Source organism: Sphingomonas sp. SP6 (assembly GCF_058313435.1).
In genome coordinates this window covers 294,874-316,012 of sequence record NZ_JBZFLG010000002.1, presented here as the reverse complement: position 1 = coordinate 316,012, position 21,139 = coordinate 294,874, and the positions used below count along the sequence as shown (strand labels likewise).

Below are 21,139 nucleotides of genomic sequence, written 5' to 3'. Positions count from 1 at the left end.
GGCGGCGCGTCGAGCGCCGTCCGACGAGTGACAGGTGAACAGCGCCCCGCGCTGTTCAGGTCATGCCGGGGGCATGACCGACCTGTCACTGGCTTTGCCGCGGCGGGACTGGGAGAAGAAGGTTGGTTCGCGCGGAGACGCGGAGAGCGCGGAGAGGGTGCGGCCCCTTGACGTTTCAGCGTTTGCTGACACCTTTGCTGACATGGCGCTTACAGGTTTTCCTCGCATCTCGATTAACCCGGGGGTCTGCGGCGGGCGGCCGGTCGTCGCCGGAACGCGGATGCGGGTCAGCGACGTGCTGGAGATGCTCGCGGGTGGCGCGAGCGCGGCCGAGATCACCGCGGACTTCCCCTATGTCAGCGAGGACGACGTGCGCGCGGTGTTGGCGTACGCGGCGGCGTCGTTCGATCACCCGGTGGTGCTTGCCGCGGAATGAGGTTCCTGATCGACGCGCAACTGCCGCCCGCTTTGTGCGGGTGGCTGCGCGAGTGGGAACACGAAGCGGTTCACGTCGGCGAGATCGGGTTGGTCGCGGGGAGTGACGCCGAGATCGCCGCCCGTGCGGAGGCGGACGGCGCAGTGCTGGTGAGCAAGGACGAGGACTTCGTGGCCTTGCGGTTTCCGGATCGGTTCGCTTTGGTGTGGCTGCGTTGCGGGAACGCGAGCAACCCGGTTCTTCGGGCGTGGCTTGCGCCGCGATGGAAGGGGATCGAGCGTCTGCTGCTGGCGGGCGAGAGGCTGGTGGAGGCGAGGTGATGGTGCTGGCGGTCTTGAATCATCGACGGATCGAGGCGTGCTCGCCGGGGCCGCGGCTGGAGCTGTTCGCGCGCGGGGAGCGCAAGGGGTGGACGGCATGGGGCAACCAGGCCGAGGACTATGAGATCGGGTGGGAAACCTACGCGCACAACTCGCGAGCAACGGCGGGCGCGGGGGAGTGGGTGGAGGCGGCGGAGTGAGCGACGCGGACACTATTCAGTCGTCGAGCGACGATCAAGGGGAGAATCCCATCCAATCCGTTCTCGCGGACTTTGATTGTCAGCCCGTACTCTTTATTGGGTCCGGCGTTGCGAGGCGCTACTTGGGACTTCCCGATTGGGAGGGCTTACTAAGGTACCTGCTCTCGAAGAGCGATACATTCCCAGCCTACGAGTATCTTAGTCAGAAACTTGACAATGACAAGGTCAGGATCGGCTCAGCTGTCGCTGACTTGATCTTTGATTGGGCTTGGACCGCTGGAAAGAACGAGTTCACGCAAGAGGTATTCAAGGCATCGGACAAATCCATATTTATCAAGACACTAATCGCGGATTATCTGCGGACGTTTGACTCTAACTCGTTGTTAAACGAAGGGGGTGAGTTTGCTGGCGAGATTGAGGCGTTACGCAAAGTCCGCCCTCACGCCATTATAACGACCAATTACGATGAGATCGCGGAGACAATCTTCCCGAACTACAAGCCAATCATAGGCAGTGAAGTTATCAGATATGATATGAACGCTTTTGGAGAGATATTCCATATTCACGGATCGACTCTTCAGCCTCATACGATAGTTGTCACCGCTCGTGATTACGACAGCTGGTTTGACACCAGTAAGTATTTTGCCGCTCGCTTACTAACCTACTTTGCGGAGCATCCTGTTGTTATTTTCGGGTATAGTCTTGGCGACGAGAACGTTAAGAGAGTCATAGCCGATGTCGGCCGCTTGGTTGCTGACAGTTCCGGACTCATTGGAAATGTTGTTCAGGTAATCTGGGATCCAAATCACGCAGGATCTAGTGAATTAAGTGATTACGCGATTGTATCTGGTGACGCGCAATATCGGATTAAGGTACTGCGTACAAACTCCCTTCTCGATGTATTTGCGGCTATGCACGCCCGGCATGAGCTGAAAAATGTCAATCCGGAACTCCTTCGGGCTCTGGCAGCACGCGTCCTTAAATTGACGAGGCACGATATTCCCAACGGTTCTGTAGAGGTAAGCTATGGAACGCTGGAGGGAATCGCCGCTGACGAGAAGCAGTTGCCCAAATTGCTTGGATTGTCTACTAGTGAAAATATAAACCAAGACTATCCGTACATCTCAAAGATGATAGCGGCCGAGATTGGCGTCAAGGGCCCAAATCAAGTGAATCAGCTCTTCGATAGAATCAAGACAGACAAGGAAGTTGATCTAAAGTCATTTGATAATGCTTATCACTGTCGCGTAAAGACAGGTACAAAGGAGTCGTCCTTTACCAGAAAATACTCTCACGCTACTGTCAACTTACTTAAAGCCGTCAAGGCAGGTGAGGAGTATGAGCTAAATCCTTGACCCATCATTGACTTGTTCGCTTCCAATCGATTGACGCGGCCGCTGACGCTTCAGCATCGTAACATGCCCGCTCTATGAAGTTCACTCCGCCGCCACCGCCTCTCGTCCCTTCCCCAATAGCGGCGCCAGATACCGCCCGGTGAAGCTGCGCTTCTCCTTCACCACCTGCTCCGGGGTGCCGACCGCGACGATCTCGCCGCCCTTGACCCCGCCTTCGGGGCCGAGGTCGATCACCCAGTCGGCGGTCTTGATGACGTCGTGCTTCGCATGTGCTCGATCGAACAGTCCCCCGGACTGTTCGCCCTGCGGGCACCACCACTCGGTCATTGTCATTCGGCCGCCTGGGCGGGAGCGATCAAGAGCGGCTTGAGGTACTGCCCGGTGAACGATCGCGGCTCTTTGACGATCTGCTCGGGGGTGCCTTGGGCTACGATCTCGCCGCCCTTGATCCCTCCCTCTGGGCCAAGGTCGAGCACCCAATCTGCTGTCTTGATGACATCGAGGTTGTGCTCGATGACAATGACCGTGTTGCCCTGTTCGACCAGCGCGTGGAGGACCTCGAGCAGCTTGCGGACGTCCTCGAAATGCAACCCGGTGGTGGGCTCGTCCAGAATATACAAAGTGTTGCCGGTCGCCCGCCTGGCGAGTTCCTTCGCCAGCTTGACGCGCTGCGCCTCGCCGCCGCTGAGCGTCGTCGCCTGCTGGCCGACCTTGACGTAGCCGAGGCCGACCTCGACCAGCATCGCCATCTTGTCGCGGATGGGCGGCACGGCCTTGAAGAACTCGGCGGCGTCCTCGCACGTCATGTCGAGGACGTCGGCGATGCTCAGGCCCTTGAAGTGGACCTCCAGCGTCTCGCGGTTGTAGCGCTTGCCGTGGCAGACGTCGCACTGGACGTAGACGTCGGGGAGGAAGTGCATCTCGATCTTGAGCACGCCGTCGCCCTGGCACGCCTCGCACCGCCCGCCCTTGACATTGAAGCTGAACCGCCCGGGCTTGTAGCCGCGCGCCTGGCTCTCGGGGAGGCCCGCGAACCAGTCGCGGATCTGGGTGAAGGCGCCGGTGTAGGTCGCGGGGTTCGATCGCGGGGTGCGGCCGATCGGCGACTGATCGATGTCGATGACCTTGTCGAGATATTGGAGGCCGGTGATCTTCTCGTGCTTGCCCGCAAGCATCCGCGCGCCGTTCAATTCGCGCGCGGCGGCGGCGTAGAGCGTGTCGAGCGTGAGCGAGGACTTGCCCGATCCCGAGACGCCGGTGATGCAGGTGAAGGTGCCGAGCGGGATCGACGCGGTGACGCCCTTCAAATTGTTGGCGGTGGCGTTCTGGACGGTCACCTTCTTGCCGTTGCCCTTGCGGCGCTTCGTGGGCACGGGGACGGCGCGGGTGCCGTTCAAGTAATCGGCGGTGACGCTGCCTTCGCTGGCGAGCAGCTCGGCGACGGTGCCGCGGGCGACGACCTCGCCGCCGTGGACGCCCGCGCCCGGCCCCATGTCGATGACGTAATCGGCGGTGCGGATCGCGTCCTCGTCATGCTCGACCACCAGCACGGTGTTGCCGAGATCGCGCAGACGCCGCAGCGTCTTCAGCAGCATGTCGTTGTCGCGCTGGTGGAGGCCGATCGAGGGCTCGTCGAGGACGTAGAGCACGCCCGACAGGCCTGAGCCGATCTGCGAGGCGAGGCGGATGCGTTGGCTCTCGCCGCCCGACAGCGTGCCGCTGGTGCGATCGAGGTTGAGGTAATCGAGCCCGACGTTGTTGAGGAAGCCGAGCCGCTCGACGATCTCCTTGAGGATCGCGCGGGCGATCTCCTGCTGCTGCGCACCCAGGTGCTGCGGCAGGTCGGTGAAGAAGGCGAGCGCATCGACCACGGAGAGGTGGGTCGCGTGGCTGATGTCCTGCATCGCCACCTTGACCGCCAGCGCCTCGGGCTTGAGCCGCGCGCCGTGGCAGACCTCGCACGGCTGGGGGGACTGGTACTTGCCCAGCTCCTCGCGCATCCACGCGCTCTCGGTCTGGAGCAGGCGGCGGTTGAGGTTGCCGATCACGCCCTCGAACGGCTTCTTCACGTCGTACGATTTCTTGCCGTCGACGAAGGTGAGCGTGACGGGCTTGCCGCCGGTGCCGTGGAGGATGACGAGCTTCACCTCGGGCGGAAGGTCCTTCCACGCGGTATCGAGGCTGAAGCCGAACTCGCGGGCGAGGGAGCCGAGCACCTGCATGTAATAAGGCGAGGGCGGCTGCGACTTCGCCCAGGGGACGACCGCGCCCTTCTTGAGGCTGAGATCGTGGTTGGGGACGACCATGTCCTCGTCGAAGATCAGTTTCTCGCCGAGCCCGTCGCAGGCGGGGCAGGCGCCCTGCGGGGCGTTGAAGGAGAACAGCCGCGGCTCGACCTCGGCGATGGTGAAGCCGCTGACGGGGCAGGCGAACTTCTCGGAGAAGACGATGCGGTTGTCGGGGACGCCGGCGCCCTTCATCGCGCCGCCCGGCCCGATCTCTGCGGCTCGGACGTGGGGGGTGGTCTCGGTCGCCTCCGCCACGGTGGTGTCGACGAGGTCGACAAAGGCGAGCCCGTCCGCCAGCTTGAGCGCGGTCTCGAAGCTGTCGGCGAGGCGCGTCGCGATGGTGGGGCCGACGACGAGGCGGTCGACCACGACCTCGACGTCGTGCTTGTACTTCTTGTCGAGCGCGGGCGCGTCCTCGATCTCGTGGACCTCGCCGTTGATGCGGACGCGGGTGAAGCCGGCCTTCTGCCATTCGAGCAGCTCGCGGCGGAACTCGCCCTTGCGGCCGCGGACGACGGGGGCGAGCAGGAGGAGGCGGGTCCCCTCGGGCAGCGCCAGAACGCGGTCGACCATCTGGCTGACCGTCTGCGCCGCGATCGGCAGCCCGGTCGCGGGGGAGTAAGGGACGCCGACGCGCGCCCACAGCAGGCGCATGTAGTCGTAGATCTCGGTCACCGTCGCGACGGTCGAGCGCGGGTTGCGGCTGGTCGTCTTCTGCTCGATCGAGATCGCGGGGGAGAGGCCCTCGATATGATCGACGTCGGGCTTCTGCATCAGCTCGAGGAACTGGCGGGCGTAGGCGCTGAGCGATTCGACGTAGCGCCGCTGCCCCTCGGCATAGATGGTGTCGAAGGCGAGGCTCGACTTGCCCGAGCCGGAGAGGCCGGTGATCACCGTCAGCGTATCGCGCGGGATGTCCACGTCCACGCCCTTGAGATTGTGCTCGCGCGCGCCGCGGACGGAGATGTGGGTCAGCATAAGCGCGGTTCTACTTCTGTTCTGAACGGGAGGCTAGAGTTGCAGATAAGGGGCGAATGCGAGCGATGCGAGGGTCGAGCCCCGACCGCCGACGCGGACGGCAACGTTGGACTTTCCGATAGCGTAGAGCCGTCCTCGACGACGTCGCTGGCGCGGGCGCCGCCGCACCCCTATCGCGCTGCTTCGCCCCGAGGAGCCCCCATGACCCTTCGCCGCCACGCCTTCGTCTTCCTGCTTGCGAGCGGCAGCGCCCCGGCCCTCGCGCAGGAAACGGCCGCGCCGGCGATCCCCGAGGTCGTCGTCACGGGACAGGGACTCGCCGCCCGTCCCGGCGACAAGGCCGCGTCGGTGGTGACGATCGACGCGCGGCGGATCGCCGAGAACGCGAGCGACCGACTGGAGAGCGTGCTCGCCGACGTCGCCGGGCTCCAGCAGTTCCGCCGCTCGGACTCGCGCTCCGCCAACCCGACCAGCCAGGGGATCTCGCTCCGCGGGATCGGCGGCAACGCCTCGAGCCGGGCGCTGCTGATCCTCGACGGCGTGCCGCAGGCCGATCCGTTCGGCGGGTGGGTCGCCTTTCCCGCTTATGCGACCGACCGGATCGGCGCCATCCGGGTCACCCACGGCGGCGGCAGCGGCTATTTCGGCCCGGGCGCGCTCGCCGGCACCGTCGAGCTGGAGAGCGCCGCGCCGGCCACGCGCGACCCGCTGCTGGCGAGCGTCGCCTACGGCAGCCGCGCCTCGATCGATGCGCAGGGCTCGGCGACGCTGGCGCGCGGAGTCGGCTTCGCGACCCTGTCCGGGGCCTATGCCCGCGGTGACGGCTTCACGCCGACCGCGCCGGAGGATCGCGGCCCGGTCGATCGCCCCGCGCCCTACGAGCAGGCTTCGGGCGCGATGCGCGGCGTGATCGCGCTGGGCGGCGACACCGAGCTCCAGGCCAACGTCGCCGCCTTCACCGACCGGCGCGATCGCGGCACGGACTTCACCGCCAACCGCAGCGAAGGCGCGGATGCGAGCGTCCGGCTGGTGGGCCGCGGCGAATGGGGCTGGTCGGCGCTCGGCTACGTCCAGACCCGCGCCTTCGCCTCGCAGTTCGCGAGCATCGACGCCGCCCGTACCGCCGCGACCGAGACGCTCGACCAGTACAACACGCCCGCGACCGGGCTCGGCGCGCGCGTCGAGGTGTCGCCCCCGCTCGGGACGGGGCTGGACCTGCGACTCGGCGGCGACGTGCGGGCGGTCGGCGGAAAGACGCAGGAGCTCTACACCTTCGTGGGCGGCGCGCCGACCCGCCGCCGCGTCGCCGGCGGGACCACCCGTACCGCCGGGCTGTTCGCGGACGCGAGCGCGGAGCTCGGCCGCTGGACGCTGACGCTGGGCGGTCGCGTCGACTGGTGGCGGATCGCCGACGGCGAACTGCGCGAGACGACGATCGCGACCGGCGCGTTCCTCACCGATCTCGCCTATCCCGCGCGGAACGGCGCCGAAGCGACCGGCCGGGCGGGGCTGGCCTGGTCGCCGACGTCCGCGGTGACCCTGCGCGCGTCGGGTTATCGCGGCTGGCGGCTGCCGACCCTCAACGAGCTCTACCGTCCCTTTCGCGTCGGCGCGGACGCGACCGCCGCCAACGCCGCGCTCGCGCCCGAGCGGCTGACCGGAGTCGACGGCGGGGTCACGCTCATCCCCGTCGCGGGCGCGTCCCTGGCGGCGACCGTCTTCTGGAACCGGCTGGCCGACGCGATCTCGAACGTCACCGCCGGGCAGGGGCCGGGCGTGTTCCCCGGCGTCGGCTTCGTCGCCGGCATCTACCGCGTCCGCCGGAACCTCGACGCGATCCGCTCGACCGGGGTCGAGATCGACGCGCGCTACGCCACCGGGCCGGTCTTCGCCCAGGCTTCATGGAGCCACGTCGACCCGCGGGTCGAGGCCTCGGGCGCGGCCGTCGCGCTCGACGGGCTGCGGCCGGCGCAGACCCCACGCGACGCGGTGTCGGCGACGATCGGCTGGCGCCGGGGCGCGGCGACGGCGTCGACGACGGTGCGCTACACCGCCGGCCAGTTCGAGGACGACCAGAACACCCGCACCCTCGCCCCGGCGACCACGATCGACGCCGATCTCGCCCTGCCGATCGCGCGCGGGCTGGCGATCGAGGCGCGGGCCGAGAACCTGGCGGACGAGCGCGTCGAGGCGGGAGTCAGCGGCCAGGGCATCTATGAGCTCGCGACTCCGCGCACGCTGTGGATCGGGGTGCGGCTGCGGGGGTGAGGCGGGCGCCTGCGTGGTCAGCGGGCGCTGGGCGGAGGCGCACCATAGCGGCGAAGCGAAGCTAGGGCGGTTTGGGGACAATCCTGCTCTTGCGCGCCGCGATCAGCCCTCAAGCGGGCTTTGGAGATCGGGTGTGCCGCCGCGCTCCTTGGCCGCCTCGCGGCCGCCGGACAGCAACTCCCGCCATTTCGACGAGAGCCAGATCTGCGACGGATCACCTGTCACATATTCGGTGATCTGCTGGTTGACGAATGCGATCAGGCGGTCGCGGTAGGCAGGCATCTTCTCGCCGCGCTCCCGCCCCGGTCCCTTGACGATGCGCGGCCTGAGGTGACCGTCCTCTGCGACGACGATGATCCAATAAACGTCGGCACGCGCCTCGAAAGCTAGAAACACGAAGCCATCGGCGACCGCCAGTTCACCGCCCAGCACCGTCAGATGGTTCTTGGCGTTGCCCAACGGCGAATCGGCCGTGAGCAGCATCGGCGCGCCGCCGACGAGCGCCCGATAAGCCTCGAGAAGCGCACCATTCGGGTTCATCGCCGATGATGGTCCTCGTTCGGTCATCTTGGTGCCGATCCGCATCCCTTCGGGGAAAACCCGATTATACCAGACTTTGGAGTATAGAAACATCGCGCCATGGAAGGTGAGGAACAGCCTCGGCCGAGGCTTTTTGTCGCCGCTCTCCGTCGGCGCCACGAGCGAACCCTCGTGCCAAAGCTTGGCGTCAGGGCTGATCGCGGGGATGTCCAGCTTCTTGTCTTCCTGCCCGTGCAAGTCGGTCAGGATGTGCTCGAAGGCGAAGCCCTCTCGCAGGCGCCGCTGGAACTCCTCCCTGTCGATCGCCTGATCGGTCCGCGCAGCGAACAGGCGATCGACCAAGGGATCGGGAAGGTCGATCCGGGGCGCGAAGAAGTCGGCCGCCTCCTTGAGCGTGTCGAACGACGGCGGACTGTTGACGTATTTCAGAGCGACCAGCCGCTTGAAGATGTCGCGGCTCACCTGTCCGGCATCCGTCCGTTTGCGGATCGCCTTCTTCTTGGTGCTCAGCGTCCAGCGCGGCGGAGCGACGCCAGCCTCGCGGAAGCCGTCGAACTTGTCGGCGAACTCCTCCGCGCGGCCGAACTGCCCGGCGAGCAACAGCACGGTCTCCAGAACGTCGATGCTCTTGAAGAACGCAAGGTCGAGGTCCAGCAACGCCGCGACCATCTCCCGCTCCTTGCCATTGTTCCGCGCGGTGCGGATGGCCTTCGACAGCCGCCCCCCCGCGTCCGGGGCGTCGGCGCCGCCGCGGATCAGGCGGCGGATCGCGCCCTCCGGATCAAAGTTGGGACGTTCAGCGCGTTCGCGCTCCGGTTTGATCTTGGCCATAAAGCGTCGAGTCTCTGTCCTGCGGGCTTCGATCAGGCGGCGGTGGCGACGGGCTCGTGACGATCACGCGAGCGCGGCTCGTCTAAGCGATGAATCTGCATGGGGAGCAACGGCGGACGGCACGCGGCGACATCGAGGACGAACACCGCCTCGCCATCCTCGCCCGGATCGGCCGGCGCGAAGCCGAGCTTGGCATAGTGATCGGCGACCATATTGTTCTTGGGCGTCGCCCGATAGACGCCGATGATCCGCTCGATCCCGGCCACTTTCGCGGCCGCGACCAACTCGGCCAGCATCGCCTCCTCGACCTTGCGGCCCAGCACCCGGCAGCTCATCAGCCAGGTGTCGATCTCCCAGGTCGCGTGGCCGGCGGGCTTGGCGACGATCTCGGCGATCATCCCGAAGTCGCCGAACTTGTCGGCGAGCCGCACCTGTAGCGTGAACACCCCGGGATCGCGCTCGAACGCCTCGATCTCCTTCTCGGTGTAGCGCCGGGTCGTCAGGTTGAACTGGTTGGTCTTGTTCGCCAGCTGAGTGATTCGCGCGCGGTTCTGCGCGTCGAACGGCCCCGCGGTCAGCACCATGTCGAGCGCGCGGAGATAGTCGCCCAGGTCACGGAACTGGCTCTGCACCGCCGCGCGCTGCGCGTTCGAGGCATAGGTCTGCATCCGCTTGCGATCGTCGTCGGTGAAGGCGATCGCCTCGAAATAGCCCGCCGCGGCGAGATAGGTCGGGAACAGCGCCGGATCGATCGGCAGCTCGGGGATCGCGACCATCGGCAGCGCGGCGCGCAGCTGCGCGCGCTCGGCGGGATTGTCGTCGAGGAAGACGAGCGCGTCGAGCCCGATGTTGAGCTGCTTGGCGATCGCCTCGAGGTTGCTCGCCTTGTCGAGCCAGTTCGCCTGGAAGACACTGATATGCTCCTCGCGCAGCAGCATGTCGGCATGGTCGCGGAAGGGGCCGCGCGCGGTCTCGTCCTCGTTCTTCGAGCTGACCGCCAGGATCACCCCGCGCTCGCGCAGGTCGAACGCGAGCTGCTGGACCGAAAGGTGCGCCTCGCCGACCGCGCTGCCCTGGCCGATCTTGATCCCGCCCAGCCCGTCGTCGCCGATCACTCCGCCCCACAGCGTATTGTCGAGATCGAGCACCAGGCACTTGCGCGCCTTGCCGCGCATCGCCCCGATCAGCCGGCCGAGCAGGTCGGCGTAAACCGGGTTGGCGAGCGCGGTGAACGGCAGCTTGTAGGCGTTCCACGCGGTCGGATCGAACCAGGCCTCGGTCCCGACCCGCTCGGCGAGCGTCGCGGTGTCGAGCAGCTGGAGGGCCTTCTCGGCGACCAGCGCGATCAGCGCGTCGTTATACCCGTCGATCAGCCGCCGCACGCTGCCCTTCGCCAGCCGGTCGTAGCTGCCGAACAGGCCGACCGGCGGGACCGGCACGGTCTCGACGATCACCGCGGCGCCCGAGTTCGCCGCGAAGCCGTCCACCGCGTCGCGCACGCGCCCGATCGCCTGCGCGATCAGCTCGCCCTCATCCTGCCCGAGCTGCGGCCGATCGAGCTGGAGCCAGCGATGGTCGACGCGGAGCAGGACGCCGTCGTATCCGCCGCGGTTGGTCTGCGACGACGGATCGAGCGCCTGCTGGAGGATCTGATCGTAGGGCGCGTTGTCCACGCTCAGCACGACGCCGTGGCGCAGCGCCGCGGCGGGCAGGCAATCGATCAGGATGTCGGCGGTGCCGCTCGCCACCACGCCCAGCTTGAACCGCGCCAGCCCGTCCCGCGCCGCGTCGGCGGTCTTCGCCCGCTTGCCGATCGCCCGGCTGAGCGACGCCGACAGCCGGTTGTCGAGCGCGAAGCCGGCGAGCCTCTGTCCTTCGCCCTGGAGCGTCCCCTCGCCGGCGCCGAACGCGCGGCTGCGGCTGGAGAAATCGGCCGGAGCAGGGACGAGCCACGGAAGGTCGAGAAGCGGGAAGTGCACGGTATCTCTCTCAAGCTTGGCGTTTGCAGGACCGGCAGCCCCGCAGACCACCCCCCGCGACTGTCAGAAACAACTCTGCGAATCCAGCCTTTCAATCCGTTCCGCAGAGCCGCCGCGCCTCAATCGCTTCGCTTCGCGTAGACGTTGTAGATGTCGCTTTCGCTGAGGTTGTCGGAACTGTCGACGACCACGTCGAAGCCCTTCGCCTTCAGCACGTCGATGATGGCCAGGTGCTCGCCCGCGCCCAGGTCGTGCGCCTCGACGACCACTTGCCGGATCAGCGGCCAGTGGCGGTCTTCGATCCCCGCGAGCGCCAGACCCTCGGCCTTCTCGATGTCGACCTTGAGCAGACCGATCCGCTCGACTTTCAGCACGTCGATCTCGTCCGACAGGGTGACCGCGCGACAGGGGAATCTGATCGCGTCGCTCATCTTGTTGCCGACCAGCATCTCGGCCATCCGCTCGGCGGTTTCGGGGGATGCCTGCGGCCCGAGCTGATGGATCGCACCTTTTTTCAGGATTTCGAGATCCTGGGCTTCGTCGGCCATGGTGCCGCTCATAATGGAATAGTTCGGGTAATAAGTGAACTCCAACTCCGCCTCGGCATCGCTGACCGCAACGTCTCTGATGCGAGTCCGGTGCTGGTAATCGGAAAGGTTCTCCTTCAAACAGGCCAGGCAGTTCGGCGCCGGTTCGTAGGAGACCACGCTCACGTCGTCCGCTCGCTCGAGACAGAAGAGCGCGAACAAGCCGATATTGGCGCCCACGTCGAACACCACTTCGCCAGGCCTGATATCGATCCCGTTACGGAGATATGCCTGGTCCGCGAAGATCTCCTTGTAAAGGAACTGAGTCTCATACTTGTTGATCTCGGCGATCACCAAGCCGTTCGGCAGCGTCCTCTTGGCGTTCTCTGACATCACGTCCCCAAAGACCTTGGCGGAACGGTCTGGCGGGCGTGAGGCGCGCATGAAGACCGGCGGTGGTCGGAGGCGCGGCTAACACAGGCCCGGAATCGTGTCCAGCGTCGGACCGGCGCACCGACTCCGGCGCCTGCGCCTGCGCCGCCCCGCACGGTTGACCGCGGACCGGAGGATGCCGTAACGCGCCGCCATTCCTCAGCGACGAAGGCGGAGAGATCGTTTGGACCGGCAGGAAATCTACTCGCGTCTTTCCGAATTGCTCGCCGATGTCCTCGACATGGATGCCGTGACGCTGGAAGACAGCACCACGGCCGATGATCTTGACGGCTGGGACAGCATTGCACACATCAAGCTGATCATCGCGCTCGAGGGCGAACTCGGCATCCGCTTCACCGCTGAAGAGGCGGCGGCGCCCGAGGATGTGGGGAAGTTCGTCGACCTGATCCAGGCGAAGGTAAACGCACCCTGACGGATAGCCTGGCGAAGCGGAACCTCGCGACCAAGACTTGGAAGGGCGCCGATATCGCGCACTTAACCTCTGCGCGAACGAGAACGCCGCTCCGGTACGACATCACTCCTGCGGGTGGTCGTGACTTATCGACCCGATCTCGCGAAGCTGCCCTTACGCGACGACGCCGGTCGGGATAGGATCGAGATCGAGATCAGATTGCGCGGGATCGCGAGCGTAACCTAGCCGCGCCATCGTGGCGCCGTGAAGCTCCCAAAACAGGTCGCCGTGCTCCCGCTCGACCTCTTCGATCCCGGGACCATTGTCCGCGACTTGGACGTGAAGCGGAAGGGCTGCGCGCATCTCTTCGGCCACGTTCTTGAACGGAGCGATCTGAGGCATGCCGATGAAACTGCCGAGCTTCTTGAGCTCGTCGGGATCACCGATCCGAAGTTTCTCGTATCGCAGCAGGATCTTGTCGACCGGGGCATCAAGCCAGGCGTTGACATACTCGGACCAGCTGCCCTTTTTGCCGCGGATCATCTCCTCCAGCGTCGCTGGCTTTCCCGCCAGATCGTTCTGCCGGCGCTTGAACGACGACAGCACCGCGCGCCCGTCGCGGACGATCATGATCGCGGGCTCGCTGCCCTCGGGCAGCGCATGAGTCTTGACGATCACCCGGCCCTCCTCCTGCCGAGCTCGCTCCGCAATCTGTGCGAGCGTCAAACCCTCGGAGTAATAATCGGGGCCGATATGCTGTTCGACCGCGGCGTTGACCTTGATCTTTTTGGCGCGGGCGATGTTCTTGCCGAAGCATTGCCAAAGGACTTGCTGCGTAAGCGAGCTTCCCGACCGAGGGAACGAAGCCATCCACGTGAGCATGCCGGGGCGGGTATCGCAGGGGTAGAATCGAGTCAACCGCCATTCAGACCACCCCCTTTACGGATCTCCGACCTAACCGAGGGAGCAACGATGTTGATCAAGTCACCGCTCGCGCTTGTAGCTCTAGTCGCGGTCGCCGCACCCAGTTCGGCGCTCGAATCGGCACCTGGCGGCGCGATCGAACGGCCGTTGGCCAACGTCAGCCGTGCCTCGCTCGCCGCCGCAATCGCCGACGCGCAGCGGTATCTCGCTCAGCATCGCGGCGCGACTGTCACGCTGCGCCTTCCGATCGGCACGATCGACCTGTCGAGGGGTCAGGCGAGCGCGGAAGCGATAATTGATGTCAGCGACGTCAACGCCTGTCCCGGGACGCTGACGATCGCGGGCGCGGGCATGGACAAGACCACCGTCGTCAAGAGCGATGACGGGCGCGGCATCCTGGGGCGTCGCACCAGCTGCGTGACCTTCGCCGACTTCACGCTGATGCAGCGCCGGATCGAGATGTCGCAGGGTCGCGTTGTTGCGGTCGAGCCGAGCGCGCTCGTCGTCGATGTTCCGGCCGGGTTCCCGACGCCTGGGCAGTTGACGGCGATGTCGTCCGGCGCGAATGCCGAGGGCCTCAAGCGTTGGTGGCTCAAGCCCTATGCGATGACCGCGACGGGGCCGCAGATCCGCGGGGCGGACAGCCATATGCGCTGGACCGGGGCGACCCCCGTTTCCGGCCGCCCGAACCTCTGGCGGCTCACCATTTCCGCGCGCAGCACGATCTCGATCCGTCCCGGCGACTATCTGACGATCAAGTCGAAGTCCGGCGGGCAGACCTATCGCTTCGCCAACGGCAGCGACATCGCGTTCCGGCGCGTTCGCTGGATCAATGACGCGCGCGGCAAGTTCATCGGCGTCGACCGCGTGACGATCGACGGCTGCGTCGTCACCCGTCCCGCGCCAATCAACGGCGTTCCGTTCTTCGCGGCGACGAGCGGCGGAGGACCGCAGATCGGTTCGCCCGATCGAGAGACGTCGGGACACCTGGTCCAGAACAATCGATTCGACGGGCTTGGCGACGATCCGATCAATTTCGATCACGCGAGCGGGATCATCCGCAACAACCGGATCAGCGACGCCAATCGCGGCATCCTGCTGGTCGCCTCGCCCAACGTCACGATCGAGGGGAACGTGCTGACGCGCGCACCGATCGTCAGAAAGGCGATGGGCAAGTCCGAAATGCGGGCTCGCGGCGGGTCGTAATGGCGCCGCGATCGCTCACCCCAGCGTCTTCTTGAACGTCAGCATCGGCACGACGTGCTTGTTGCGGACGCGGTATTCGAACAGGCTCGGGTCGGGCGTTCGCCGGTCGGGGTCGAAGAAGGTCCGCTCGCGGTAGCCGGGGATGCCCGCCGCATTGTCGAGCGTCAGGTTCAGCGTCGTCCGCGGGTTCGGCCGCCATTCGACGAAGGCCGTCAGATAGGGGAAGCCGTTCCTGCTCGTGTCGAGCTCGTTCAGGCGGAAGAAGGTGCTGGGCGTGCTCCCCTCCAGCGTCACCCCCCAGGCGAAATGCGTCAGGTCCTGCCGGATCGTCGCGGTGCCGTAGAAGTCCGAATTGCCGGAAAAGGCGCGCTGCTCGTGCGTGTACGGGTCCTCGACCGATCCCTTCACGTACGATCCGTAGAGGATCGCTCGCACGCCCTTCAGCCCGAAGCGCGACAGCGGCGCCTCGACCCGGCTGCGCAGGATCCAGGTCGAGCCGGTCCCCAGATTGCCCGGCGCGTCGAGCCCGTCCTCGGTGGGGATTCGGTCTTGCACCAGGGAGACGCGATTGTAGCCGGCCTCGATGCGGAACAACCCGTCCTTCAGGATCGGGCGTTCGAGCGTGACCAGCGATTCCCACGCGCGCTGCGGCACCAGATTGGCGTTGCCGCCGTTGACGCGGTCGTTCGCCAGCTCGGCGTTGCCGACGAAATCCTCAAACTGGAGCTGCGCGACGGTGCGTTGCAGCGTCGCCTGCGCGCGCCACTTGCCGAGCTTCCAGTCGAGCACGAGACGGGGCTTGAGGAAGGTCAGCGTCCGCTCGGCCCTGGCGTCCCCGCGCACCGTCAGCCGCGAAGCCTCGTAGGTCAGCGAGCCGTCGGCGCGCAGGTCGGCGGTCAGCGCATGTCCGGCGTTGACGAACGCCTCGCCGCGCCACTCCTCGACCACCGCGTGCGCGATCGGCAGGTCGAGCGGGGTGGTCGAGCCGTCGGCGTTGAGCTGGCTCAGGTCGGTATCGCTGGCGAGCCGGTTGACGACGCCTTCCGCGCCCGTCTCCACCGACCAGCCGTTCCACCCGCTCCGGCTCCAGGTCAGCCGTGCGAGCGTCTCGGCATAGCTGCTCTTGAGCCGCTGCGCGTCGCCGCCGAGCACCACCTCGCCGCCGTCGCTGCGGTTGTACGACAGATCGCGGAAGTCGCGGTAGCGGCGCGTCGCCAGCGCCACGAGCTTGACGCCGCCGCCCGCCAGCGGCCGCGTCACGTCGCCGCCCAGCTCGACCTCGTGGGTCAGGTAGCGCTGGGTCAGCCGGTCGTCGCGCTCCGCCTCGCCCACCGGGGTGACGTGGTTCGACTGGGTCAGCGCGAAGCGGTCGATCGCGGTGCGGATATTGACGTGGGCGGTCCTGTTCGTGCCGCCGTTGTAATCCCACGATGCGCTGACGGTCCCGGCCGGCTCCTCGATCCGGTTGGTCTTGCGCCGGAACTCGACCGGATCGCCGGACGGGAGCGCGGTGACGCGGTCGTAGCCCTCCTCGGTCGACGCCTGGCTCTGCACGGTGAGCGATGCGTTGAAGGTCGACGGACCGCGCCGCACCAGGGTCGAAACGCTGCCTTGGGGGAACAATTTGCCGGTGAAGTCGCGGCGCAGGCCGGCCTCCAGATTGGTCGTCGCGCCGCCGGCGGCGGTCAGCACCAGGTTCATCACCTGCGACTTGCCCGCATAATCGGCGCCGTAGAGGTCGCCGGGGCCGACCTCGACCCGCAGCACGCGATTGGCCGGAATGCGCTGGAGGATCGTCTGCACCGTGTCGCTCTTGATCGACGGCCGCTGGCCGTTGATAACGACGTTGCCGGCGGTCTGCGCGAACCCGCGCACCGAGGGATCGACGTCCTCGATCGCGAAGCCGGGGACGCGCTCGGCGATCTGGAGCGCGCTCGACGGGGAGAATTGCGCGAAATAGGCCGCGTCGTAGGTCCGCCGCCCGGTCGCGCGGCCCGGCGCCGCGGCGGGCTGCGCGCCGTCGGTCGCGCCGGGCGGCGACGCGGGGGAGGGGGTGGCGGTCTGCGCCAGCGCCGGTCCGCCCGCGATCAGCGCGAACGCGCCCAGCCCCCGTTTCCAATCGCCCGTCACGCCGCTCTCCCGTACGACTACAACTGTTATCGTTTTGCTGCCCTAAGTCGCTAACACGCCTCTGACAACCCGCTTCTCCGATCCGCCATGTCGATTTCCCAAATCCCGACGCGCGGGCGGGGCGGGCGGTCGACACCGTCTCGGTCGCCAAAGCCTGCGGCCGGGCGGCCGTGGACGGGGACCGCCTCGGTCTCGTGCTCCGCGACGAGCAGCACGAAGACTCGATTCGCCGGTGCGCTCGCTACCGCCGCACCACCCCCGCGCGCTCGCCGGCGGCGAGTTGCGCGCGCAGGTTCGCGAGCGCGGCCGTGCCGACCCGCGGGCGTTCGGGCGCGGGCTTGCCGGCGCGCAGACGGGCGCGGTCGCGCTCGGGCGGGATCACCGCGCGGACGCGCACCGGGATCGTCCCCGCCGGCCGTGCGCCCAGCAGCGCCGCCGCCCCGCGCGACAGGTCGATCACCCGCCCCCGCGCGAACGGCCCGCGATCGTTCAGCCGCACCAGGATCGTCCGCCCGCTTTCCAGCGAGGTCACCTCGACATAGCTCGGCAGCGGCAGCGTCGGATGCGCGCCCGCGATCGCCTTCGCCCGGAACCGCTCCCCGTTCGCCGCGCGGTTCCCCGACTCCTTGCCGTACCAGCTGGCATAGCCGAGCACGTCATAGGCGGGGTCGGCGGCGGGCGTGTAGGTGACGCCGCGCACGGTGTACGGCCGCCCGATCTTGACGGGCGCGTCGCGCACGGGCGCGTCGGACGCGCAGCCGGACACCGCGAGCAGCGCGGCCGCGACGATCGGGCGGCGGAGGTCGACCGTCACCGCGCCGGGCTCCCGCACGGCGGCGCGGCCCGCCGGCTCACGTCGCCGCCGCCGGGCCGCCGCGGGCGGCCCCCTCCAGCGCGGTCAGCGCGCGCGCCAGCCGCGCCTCGAGCGTGTCGATCCGCTGCTCGTGCGCGCGTTCGCGCGCGTCGCGGCGGCGCACCGTCTCGATCGCGCGCGCGATCGGCGGGGCGATATCGGTGAGCGCCGCGCGCTCGGCCCGGCCGGGCAGGCTGCCGTCGGGACGGGCACCGAGCAGCAGCCAGCCGATCGGTGCGTGCCCCTCGCCGCCGATCAGCGCCACGCGGAGCGGGAACAGCGCGTCCCCGGCGTCGCAGTCGATCGCCACCCGCTCGGTCGGCGGGCGCCAGCCGTCGCGCCACGCCGCCACCGCATCGGCCGCGACCGCGTGCGCGCCGATCACCTCCCCGCCCGCGAGTACCGCCGTCGCCTCGGCGCGCACCGCCTCCGCCACCGCGCGCGCCGCCGCCGCGCCGATCGCGGGCAGCGCCTCGGTCTCGCGCAGGTCCTCCATCGTCGCCGGCAGCCCGGCGCGCAGGCGGATCAGCCGGCGCTGGAAGCGGTGCTCGGCCCAGTGCATCACGCGGTGGTGGAGCGGGCCGATCAGGATCGCGGCCAGCGCCGCGCCGATCACCCCCGACACCGCCCCCTGCCTCGCGCCGAGCGCCATCCCGGCGACCAGCTCGACGATCTTCTCCGACGCCGCGAACACTCCGACCAGCGCCAGCGACAGCGCGCCATAGGCCAGGCTTTTCGCCAGCGCCGCCTCGGCGTCGTACAGCCGGTAGCCGAGCAGCGAGATCAGCAGCCCCAGCGCGAACCCGCCCATCATCGCCAGCGCCGCGAGCTGATACGCCACGAACAGCCAGGGATTGCCGGACATCAGCGCGGTCGACGGATCGACGAAGAGGACCAGCGGCGCGCTCAGCGCGGTGATCGCGAAGCCGCCGACCGCCCATTTGATCTGCTGGCGCTCCGGGCCGATCGGCAGCGCGCGGAAGCGGAGCAGCACCGCCACGCCCGCCAGCAGCGCGATCACCCCCGTCGCCGCCGACACGCCCGCCGCGACATGGCCGGGTATGACCCCGGCGAAACGCACCCGCAGCGCGAGGACCGTCGCCTCCAGCGCCACCGCGGCGATCACGGTCACGCGGGCGGGGGCGCTGACGAACCGCCCGTCGGGGAAGCCCGCCATGCCGACGAAGGTCAGCAGCCAGCCGGCGGTCCCCAGGTTCGCCAGCGTGTTGCGCGACAGCCCGACCGCGTCGACCCACCACAACAGGTCCGGGGTGTAGTTGACCATCAGGAAGGCGGTCGCGAGCAGCATCGCCTCCGGATCCCGCGGGCGGCGAAGGAACAGCAGCAGCGACGCCGCGAACAGGAAGGGTGACGGCTGGGCGAGGATCATCAGCGCGGCGTAGAGCCAGAGCGGCGCCCGGCTCAGCGGGTCGGCGCGCCACCACACGCCGTCCTGCGCCGCCAGCCGCACCCGGCGCGCCGCGCGGTCGTCGCCTTTCACCGTCAGCGTCAGCGTCGGCGCGGCGACCTGCGCGAGCCGCGCGGCGATCACGAACTCGGTCGCCGCGGGGCCGACCGGCGCGCCGTCGATGGCGACGATCACGTCCCACGGCCGCACCCCGGCGGCGCGCGCCTCCGGGGTCGCGCCGGCGACGATCACCCCCGTATCGGTCGTCGCGGTGCGAAAACCCCAGCGGCTCGTCGCCGGCGCATTGTACAGCCCGTCGGCCACCTGCGCCCACAGCGTGCCCACCACCACCGCCAGCGTCACCGCCGACAGCACGACATAGAACGCCCCGGCGACATAGGCGCGCGCGCCGCCGAGCGACGGCAACCCGCGCGGCCGCGTGGGCCAGCCGCGCGATGCGGTCTGCTGGTTAGCTGTCCCCGCACCCTCCATCGCTTGTCCCCTCGGCCGCGGTCGGCGCGGACGAACGTGCCGCAAGGCGCGGCGGAAGGAAAGAGCCGTGGCGGATCGCGGCGACGGCGACCGGGTCATCGTCGAGCGCCTGCACGGTAGCCCGCGCCCGCCCGCGCCTTGGCCATCTGCCGGCTCTGGTCGGTCGGCGACGGCTTGTCGCTGTTCCCGGGGAGCGTCTTGCGGTGCTGTCTATGCCCGACGCCGCTGCTCGATGATCCGCGCCAGCCGGATGGCGGTGCCCGCGGCGGTGGTGCGGGCATGATCCGCCCCGACCGAGCGCGCCGTCGCCGCCGCCTCGGCGAAGAGCCGGCCGCCGACCGAGACGACCATCATCTCGTCGGCGCCGGCGGCGCGGCTTCGCTCGATCGTCTCGCGCAGGGCGCCCAGCGCATGATGGCGCGGCAGCGCATCCGACAGCGCGATGTCCACGGCGTCGGGGCGTTCGGCGCGGACCTGCCGGGCAAGCGCCTCGTCATTTTCGGGAAAGGTCATGCCGACGGTCCAGCCGGCGTCGTTGAACATGTCGCCGAGCAGGGTCGAGCCGAGCATGTGCGGCTCGCCCGGCGCGGTGGCGAGCAGGATGCTGTAGCGGCTCGTCCGGATGCCGTCGGGCGTCGGCCGCGAATGCACCGCGTGGCCGGCGAGCTGCAACATGCTGAGCGCGATCGTCAGGTCGATCTCGCTGCAATCGTCCGCGAGCCAGCGATCGCCCAGCGCGCGTGCGGTCGGCTCCAGAAGGTGCGTCGCCAGCGCGTCGCCGAGCCACCCCTGCGTCACCAGCTTGGCGATCAGCGCATTGAGCTGCCGATCGTCGGCGTCGAGCGCGAACCGGACCGCTTCGGGGATGTGGTCCGACAATGGGTCCGCACCGCTCGCCGGACTCGGCTTCGCGCGTCCGCCGGTCCGGTTGTAGAGCCGCATGTCCCAGCCCGAAAACAGCCGGGCGGGGACGATGTGTTGACTGAGGACCTCGATGTCGCCGTGCCGCGGATCGCGCCGGATCGACGACCAGACCTGATCCAGTGCGTCGGGCGGTCCTTCGAGCGTCTGCAGGTAGCGGCCGCCATCGTGGAGCAGCATTCCGGTGATGCCCACCCCGTGGTTCCGCGATCGCGCACGGGCGACCAGCGCCTCCAGATCGGCGGGCGAGGGGGCGTGCGCGGCCGCGCTGCGATAGGTCACGCTCGCGATCCAGTCGCGCGGAGCCGCGCGTGCGTGTTCCGCTCGTGTCAGCATCCCATCCTCCTCGCCCGACCGGGAGGCCCAAGGACGCGGCGGAGCCGAGATCGGCTGTCGTCAGGTCGCCTCGGTGGAAACACCCCGGAAGCGCGGCAGCGTCGATCATGGTGCGACGCTTGTCAATCAGCCTGCCGGACTCTGCGGGCCAATGTGTGGGAGCGGGCGACAGCGAGCCGATCCGCGGCACTCCCGATGGTTCAGGATGGTGGTGACCCCTACGAGAATCGAACTCGTGTTTTCGCCGTGAGAGGGCGACGTCCTAACCGCTAGACGAAGGGGCCGTCCGGGGGAGGCGCGCGT

17 protein-coding genes and 1 tRNA gene are annotated in these 21,139 nt (G+C 68.0%); 7 read left to right on the top strand and 11 right to left on the bottom strand.

Features of this window, described 5'->3' with window-relative positions; translation table 11 throughout:
- Positions 1-73: 73 nt before the first annotated feature.
- Genes AC4GYY_RS07255 through AC4GYY_RS07240 form a run of 4 tightly spaced genes read left to right on the top strand, consistent with a single transcriptional unit; the run spans position 74 to position 2,311 of the window.
- A complete protein-coding gene (locus AC4GYY_RS07255) occupies positions 74-436 on the top strand; it encodes a DUF433 domain-containing protein (RefSeq protein WP_491119598.1) in 363 nt (120 codons plus the stop codon).
- On the top strand, positions 433-756 hold the full coding sequence (locus AC4GYY_RS07250) for a DUF5615 family PIN-like protein (protein WP_491119597.1): 324 nt from the start codon (positions 433-435) through the stop codon (positions 754-756). Before AC4GYY_RS07255 ends, AC4GYY_RS07250 begins: the two co-directional genes overlap by 4 nt.
- Entirely contained in the window at positions 756-956 is a 201-nt protein-coding gene (locus AC4GYY_RS07245; RefSeq protein WP_491119596.1) for a hypothetical protein, read from the top strand. The genes AC4GYY_RS07250 and AC4GYY_RS07245 overlap by 1 nt, the downstream gene beginning before the upstream one ends.
- Positions 953-2,311 carry an SIR2 family protein gene (locus AC4GYY_RS07240; RefSeq protein ID WP_491119595.1) on the top strand — a complete coding sequence of 453 codons (1,359 nt, stop codon included), beginning with the start codon at positions 953-955 and terminating at the stop codon, positions 2,309-2,311. The genes AC4GYY_RS07245 and AC4GYY_RS07240 overlap by 4 nt, the downstream gene beginning before the upstream one ends.
- Positions 2,312-2,392: 81 nt before the next feature.
- On the opposite strand, the gene AC4GYY_RS07235 is transcribed toward AC4GYY_RS07240, so the two are convergent.
- Positions 2,393-2,644: a hypothetical protein gene (locus tag AC4GYY_RS07235; RefSeq protein WP_491119594.1), complete on the bottom strand. Its 252-nt coding sequence runs from the start codon at positions 2,642-2,644 to the stop codon at positions 2,393-2,395.
- Positions 2,641-5,577, bottom strand: coding sequence for an excinuclease ABC subunit UvrA (uvrA, locus tag AC4GYY_RS07230; RefSeq protein WP_491119593.1), 2,937 nt, complete (start codon positions 5,575-5,577; stop codon positions 2,641-2,643). The genes AC4GYY_RS07235 and uvrA overlap by 4 nt, the downstream gene beginning before the upstream one ends.
- Positions 5,578-5,778: 201 nt before the next feature.
- Between uvrA and AC4GYY_RS07225 the strand changes: the two genes are divergently transcribed.
- The gene (locus AC4GYY_RS07225) at positions 5,779-7,845 is read left to right on the top strand and encodes a TonB-dependent receptor (protein WP_491119592.1); all 2,067 of its coding nucleotides are present in this window, start codon (positions 5,779-5,781) and stop codon (positions 7,843-7,845) included.
- A 102-nt stretch (positions 7,846-7,947) separates the two neighbouring features.
- Here the strand turns inward: AC4GYY_RS07225 and AC4GYY_RS07220 are convergent, their stop codons facing one another.
- The 3 genes from AC4GYY_RS07220 to AC4GYY_RS07210 all read right to left on the bottom strand — a co-directional run bounded on the left by AC4GYY_RS07220 (position 7,948) and on the right by AC4GYY_RS07210 (position 12,115).
- Positions 7,948-9,216: a hypothetical protein gene (locus tag AC4GYY_RS07220; protein WP_491119591.1), complete on the bottom strand. Its 1,269-nt coding sequence runs from the start codon at positions 9,214-9,216 to the stop codon at positions 7,948-7,950.
- A gap of 32 nt (positions 9,217-9,248) precedes the next feature.
- The gene (locus AC4GYY_RS07215) at positions 9,249-11,195 is read right to left on the bottom strand and encodes an HAD-IIIC family phosphatase (RefSeq protein WP_491119590.1); all 1,947 of its coding nucleotides are present in this window, start codon (positions 11,193-11,195) and stop codon (positions 9,249-9,251) included.
- A gap of 119 nt (positions 11,196-11,314) precedes the next feature.
- On the bottom strand, positions 11,315-12,115 hold the full coding sequence (locus AC4GYY_RS07210) for an FkbM family methyltransferase (RefSeq protein WP_491119589.1): 801 nt from the start codon (positions 12,113-12,115) through the stop codon (positions 11,315-11,317).
- A gap of 223 nt (positions 12,116-12,338) precedes the next feature.
- Here AC4GYY_RS07210 and AC4GYY_RS07205 point away from each other — a divergent pair, with 223 nt between their 5' ends.
- On the top strand, positions 12,339-12,587 hold the full coding sequence (locus tag AC4GYY_RS07205) for an acyl carrier protein (protein WP_491119588.1): 249 nt from the start codon (positions 12,339-12,341) through the stop codon (positions 12,585-12,587).
- 153 nt (positions 12,588-12,740) lie between these two features.
- Here the strand turns inward: AC4GYY_RS07205 and AC4GYY_RS07200 are convergent, their stop codons facing one another.
- On the bottom strand, positions 12,741-13,448 hold the full coding sequence (locus tag AC4GYY_RS07200) for a sulfotransferase domain-containing protein (protein WP_491119587.1): 708 nt from the start codon (positions 13,446-13,448) through the stop codon (positions 12,741-12,743).
- A 90-nt stretch (positions 13,449-13,538) separates the two neighbouring features.
- Between AC4GYY_RS07200 and AC4GYY_RS07195 the strand changes: the two genes are divergently transcribed.
- On the top strand, positions 13,539-14,696 hold the full coding sequence (locus tag AC4GYY_RS07195; protein WP_491119586.1) for a right-handed parallel beta-helix repeat-containing protein: 1,158 nt from the start codon (positions 13,539-13,541) through the stop codon (positions 14,694-14,696).
- A gap of 15 nt (positions 14,697-14,711) precedes the next feature.
- Here AC4GYY_RS07195 and AC4GYY_RS07190 read toward each other — a convergent pair whose 3' ends face one another.
- The 5 genes from AC4GYY_RS07190 to AC4GYY_RS07170 form a co-directional block, all read right to left on the bottom strand.
- Entirely contained in the window at positions 14,712-16,826 is a 2,115-nt protein-coding gene (locus AC4GYY_RS07190; RefSeq protein WP_491119585.1) for a TonB-dependent receptor, read from the bottom strand.
- Positions 16,827-17,067: 241 nt separating this feature from the next.
- The gene (locus AC4GYY_RS07185; RefSeq protein ID WP_491119584.1) at positions 17,068-17,640 is read right to left on the bottom strand and encodes a septal ring lytic transglycosylase RlpA family protein; all 573 of its coding nucleotides are present in this window, start codon (positions 17,638-17,640) and stop codon (positions 17,068-17,070) included.
- A 37-nt stretch (positions 17,641-17,677) separates the two neighbouring features.
- Positions 17,678-19,579, bottom strand: coding sequence for a hypothetical protein (locus AC4GYY_RS07180; RefSeq protein ID WP_491119583.1), 1,902 nt, complete (start codon positions 19,577-19,579; stop codon positions 17,678-17,680).
- Positions 19,580-19,789: 210 nt separating this feature from the next.
- A complete protein-coding gene (locus tag AC4GYY_RS07175; protein WP_491119582.1) occupies positions 19,790-20,836 on the bottom strand; it encodes a BLUF domain-containing protein in 1,047 nt (348 codons plus the stop codon).
- Positions 20,837-21,045: 209 nt separating this feature from the next.
- Positions 21,046-21,120: transfer RNA gene (locus tag AC4GYY_RS07170), tRNA-Glu, on the bottom strand.
- Between the last annotated feature and the right edge of the window lie 19 nt (positions 21,121-21,139).